Source organism: Streptomyces sp. NRRL F-4489 (assembly GCF_001509485.1).
Classification (GTDB): domain Bacteria; phylum Actinomycetota; class Actinomycetes; order Streptomycetales; family Streptomycetaceae; genus Streptomyces.
In genome coordinates, this window is record NZ_LLZI01000108.1 from 1 (window position 1) to 4550 (window position 4550).

Annotated in this window: 4 protein-coding genes; 1 reads left to right on the forward strand and 3 read right to left on the reverse strand. The window is 73.4% G+C overall.

Features of this window, described 5'->3' with window-relative positions:
- Window positions 1-357: 357 nt before the first annotated feature.
- From ADL22_RS10460 to ADL22_RS10470, 3 genes are all read right to left on the reverse strand, one after another.
- Window positions 358-1428, reverse strand: coding sequence for a prenyltransferase (locus ADL22_RS10460; protein WP_066976104.1), 1071 nt, complete (start codon window positions 1426-1428; stop codon window positions 358-360).
- The gene (locus ADL22_RS10465; protein WP_066976106.1) at window positions 1425-2210 is read right to left on the reverse strand and encodes a class I SAM-dependent methyltransferase; all 786 of its coding nucleotides are present in this window, start codon (window positions 2208-2210) and stop codon (window positions 1425-1427) included. Before ADL22_RS10465 ends, ADL22_RS10460 begins: the two co-directional genes overlap by 4 nt.
- Before the next feature lie 86 nt (window positions 2211-2296).
- Window positions 2297-3658, reverse strand: coding sequence for a glycosyltransferase family 4 protein (locus ADL22_RS10470; RefSeq protein WP_079064006.1), 1362 nt, complete (start codon window positions 3656-3658; stop codon window positions 2297-2299).
- A gap of 247 nt (window positions 3659-3905) precedes the next feature.
- On the opposite strand from ADL22_RS10470, the gene ADL22_RS10475 reads away from it, so the two are divergent.
- Window positions 3906-4547, forward strand: a complete 642-nt coding sequence (locus tag ADL22_RS10475; RefSeq protein ID WP_066976112.1) for a TetR family transcriptional regulator — start codon at window positions 3906-3908, stop codon at window positions 4545-4547.
- The last annotated feature ends 3 nt before the right edge of the window (window positions 4548-4550 follow it).

A 4550-nucleotide genomic window follows, 5' to 3' on the forward strand; every position in this document is an offset into this window, starting at 1 on the left:
CTCCGGGGGGGGGGGGTTTTCGGTGTCCGTTGGGGTTGGTCTCGGGGGGCGGGTGCGGCTCGTCACTGGTTGCGGGGCGCTCCCCCTCGACGAGACGAGCCGCACCGACCCACTCAGGTCAGCCCCCACCGGCCTGGAAACTCACCCACCGGCGGGAGGGGGCGGGTCTCCGGGGGTGGTGTGTCGGACGTAAAGCGAAGCAGTCCGACACACCACCCCCGGAGACCCGTCACCGCACCCCGAAAGCCCCGCGCAGCGGAATCCCATTGCGCCGACAGGCGCAAGCCCACGCGCCGCAGGCGCGAAAACAGCAAGCCCCGCGGCGGCGCACCCGACAACGTGGGAACCCCGCCGGGGCTACCGGCAGCAGTCGGGCACCAGCCCCGCAGGCAGCCGCTCCGCGCCGAACACGGACGTCGTCGCCTCGTCGCCGCCCACCGCGGCCACCGCGAGCAGCACCGACCCCGCCGTCCACGTCGTCAGCTCGCGCGGCCAGATCGCGTCGTCGTCGAAGACGTAGCCGGTCCAGTACATGCCGTCCTCGGCGCGGAGGTGCTGGGTCCACTTGAGGATGGAGACGGCGCGGTCGGACTCGCCCATGGCCCAGAGGGCCAGCGCCAGTTCGGCGCTTTCGCCGCCGGTGACCCACGGGTTGGGCGAGACGCAGCGGACGCCGAGGCCGGGGACGACGAAGCGGTCCCAGTCCGCGTCGATCCGCGCGCGGGCGGCCGCGCCGCGGACCGCGCCGCCGAGGACCGGGTAGTACCAGTCCATGGAGTAGCGGGACTTGTCGAGGAACCGCTCGGGGTGGTGGCGTATCGCGTGGCCGAGCCGGCCGACCGCCAGTTCCCAGTCGGGCTGCGGCTCCTCGCGCTGCTCGGCGAGCGCCAGGGCGCAGCGCAGCGCCTGGTAGACGGAGGACGAGCCGGTCAGCAGGGCCTCGCGGACGGGGGTGCCGTCGTCCTCGCGCTTCCAGCCGATCTCGCCGCCGGGCTGCTGGAGTTCGAGGACGTAGCAGATCGCGGCGTGCACGGCCGGCCACATCCGGTCCAGGAAAGCCTCGTCGCCGGTGGAGAGGTAGTGGTGCCAGACGCCGACCGCGAGGTACGCGCAGAAGTTGGACTCGCGGCCGCGGTCGGTGGGGGCGGCGGCGTCCCCGTCGGCGTAGGCGGCGTACCAGGAGCCGTCCGCGTTCTGGTGGCGGACCAGCCAGTCGTACGCGGCCTCGGCGCGCTCGTGCTCGCCGGCCGCGTCCAGTGCCATGGCGGCCTCGGTGTGGTCCCACGGGTCGAGGTGGTGGCCGCGGAACCACGGGATGGCGCCGTCGGTGCGCTGGGTCGCCAGGATGCCGGCGACCGTGCGGGCGGCCTGTTCGGCGGTCAGCACGCCCGGCAGGACGAGCCGTTCGGTGCGCCCGGGACTCGTCACTTGGCGGCCCCGCGGGCGGCGGCGGTACGGGCGGGGGCGTCGGCGGCGGGCTCGGCGGAGTCCGTGGGCAGGTGCGGCTTCGTGGCGTAGGCGACGAAGCTCTTGCCGATGAGGGGGTTGAGGGCCTGCTCGGCGAGGCGGGTGGCCAGCGGCTTCTTCATGATGTCCCAGACCAGCAGCTTGTGGTACGCCTTGACCGGCAGCGCCTGGTCGTTGTCCACGCCGAAGGCGCACTTGAGCCACCAGTAGGGGCTGTGCAGCCCGTGCGCGTGGTGGGTGCCGTACGGGGTGAGGCCCGCCTCGCGCATCTTGCCGAGGAGTTCGTCGGCGCGGTAGATGCGGATGTGGCCGCCCTCGACCTCGTGGTAGGCGTCGGAGAGCGCCCAGCAGACCTTCTCCGGGCCGTAGCGCGGCACGGTGACCGCGATCCGGCCGCCGGGGCGCAGCACCCGCACCATTTCGGCGAGTACGCCCTTGTCGTCGGGGATGTGCTCCATGACCTCGGAGATGATGACGACGTCGAAGCTCTCGTCGGGGAACGGCAGGGCCAGCGCGTCGCCCTCCATGGCGGTGGCGGTGGCGCCCTCCGGGGCCTCACCGGCCTCCTTCATCGCGGCGAACCACTTGGCGACCTCGCGGATCTCCTCGCCGTTCCGGTCCAGGGCCACGACCTGCGCGCCGCGCCGGTAGCACTCGAAGGCGTGCCGGCCCGCGCCGCAGCCCAGGTCGAGGACGCGGTCGCCGGGGGCGAGCGGGAAACGGGAAAAGTCGACGGTCAGCACGGCGTTTACGCTTTCGTCCGGCGGTCAGGGGCGGGGGAGGTACGGCGGGGGCGGCACAGGGGACGGCGGGCTCGGCATGGCGGGCGTCACCGGCGGCCGGCGGCCCTCGGGGCGGCGGCGCCGGCGCGTTGGCGGGCGATGGCCTCGCGGTAGCGCTCGGCGGTGCCGAGGGCGGCCTGGCGCCAGGTGAAGCGGGCCAGGACCCGTTCCCGGCCGGCCGCGCCGAGCCGGGCGCGCAGGTCGGCGTCGCCCAGCAGCCGCAGCAGTCCGGCGGCCAGCGCCCCGGCGTCGCCCGGCGGCACCGCGAGACAGGTCTCGCCGTCCGGGCCGGCGACCTCGGGGATGGCGCCACCGGTGGTGGCCAGCAGCGGGGTGCCGGTGGCCATCGCCTCGGCGGCGGGCAGGGAGAAGCCCTCGTAGAGGGAGGGGACGCAGGCGATCTGCGCGCCGCGCACCAGGTCCACCAGCTCGGCGTCGCTGATGCCCTTGACGAACTCGATGGCGCCGGACAGGCCGAGCCGTTCGATGGCGGCGGCCACCGGCCCGTCGTCGGCCCGCTTGCCGACGACGACCAGATGCGCGCCGGGGTGCTCGGTACGCACCTTCGCCAGCGCCTCCACGAGGTGGACCAGGCCCTTGAGCGGCACGTCGGCGCTGGAGGTGGTGACGATCCGGCCGGGCACCTCCGGAACGGACGGGTCCGGGGAGAACAGGTCGGTGTCGGCGCCGATGGGCACGACGTGGATCCGGCCCGGGTGGACGCCGAGGTCCTCGACGATCTCCTGGCGGGAGGAGCCGGAGACGGTCAGCACCGACGGCAGCCGGCGCGCCACCCGCTTCTGCATCCGCGTGAAGCCGTACCAGCGGCGGACCGAGGCGCGCCGCTTCCAGTCGGCGGCGGCGGCCAGGTCGAGCCGGCGGTCGACGGTGATGGGGTGGTGGATGGTGGTGACCAGCGGGGCGCCGAGCGCGCCGGGGCCGCCGAGCAGGCCGTAGCCGAGGGTCTGGTTGTCGTGGACGACGTCGAACCGGCCGCGCCGCGCGGCGAGATGGCGGCGGGCGCGCAGCGAGAAGGTCAGCGGCTCGGGGAAGCCGCCGGTCCACATCGTGGCGACCTCCAGGGCGTCGATCCAGTCGCGGTACTCGTCGCGCTTGGGGGTGCGGAACGGGTCGGGCTGGCGGTAGAGGTCGAGGCTGGGCAGCTCGGTGAGCGTCACGCCCTCGTCCAGGACGGGGTAGGGCTGGGCGCCGATGACCTCGACGGTGTGGCCGAGCCGGGCCAGTTCGCGGGAGAGGTGGCGGACGTAGACGCCCTGCCCGCCGCAGAACGGATTCCCCTTGTACGTGAGCATGGCGATCCGCAGCGGACGCTCATGGTCCGTCGGGGCGGAGGCCGAGGGGGTCTCCGCCGGGCGAGGCGCGGCTGCCTGGACGGCCTCTGCGGTCACGCACGGCCCCCTTCTCACTGGACTTTCGCCGGAGCGTAACCGCTGGCGGTAATCTAGAACAAGTTACAGAACTGAAAAGCTACTGATCAGTTCGCCGAGTTTCGAATCTACCGGCCGGCGACCGGGCGAAAAGAGCCGCACCAGGTGATTCGCGCCACGACATGGCCCCTGCCATGCTGTGCCGATCACGCACCACCGGCACTGGCCGCATCGCGGACGGAAAGCCACGGAATGGGACATGGGACACATGACTACGGAATCCAAGGCGGCCAGGCCGGCGCTTCCGGCGAGTCCTCCCCTGACCGAGCGTCAGGAGGCCCGGCGCCGCCGCATCCTGCAGACCACCGCCGGGCTGGCCGGGCGGGGCGGTTTCGACGCCGTCCAGATGCGCGAGGTCGCCGAGTCCTCCGGCGTCGCGCTCGGCACCCTCTACCGCTACTTCCCGTCCAAGATCCACCTCCTCGTCGCCACCATGCAGGACCAGCTCCAGCGCATGCACGAAACGCTGCGCAAGCGCCCCCCGTCCGAGGAGGACCCCGGCGCGCGGGTCGCGCAGACGCTGATGCGGGCCTTCCGGGCTCTCCAGCGGGAACCCCATCTGGCCGACGCGATGGTGCGCGCGCTGACCTTCGCCGACCGGTCCGTCAGCCCCGAGGTGGACACCGTCTCCCGGCTCACCACCGCGATCATCCTCGACGCGATGCGCCTGGACGGCCCGCCCACCCCGGAACAGCTCTCCGCCGTCCGCGTCATCGAGCACACCTGGCACTCGGCCCTGATCACCTGGCTGTCCGGCCGCGCCTCCATCGCCCAGGTCAAAATCGACATCGAGACCGTGTGCCGGCTGATCGATGTAACGGGGGCGGGGGCGGCGGGCCGGCGGCGGTGACGC

What these genes read in the sequence shown, in the direction of transcription:
- ADL22_RS10475 (WP_066976112.1), top strand. Translation starts at nt 3,906, where the DNA reads ATGACTACGGAATCCAAGGCGGCCAGGCCGGCGCTTCCGGCGAGTCCT.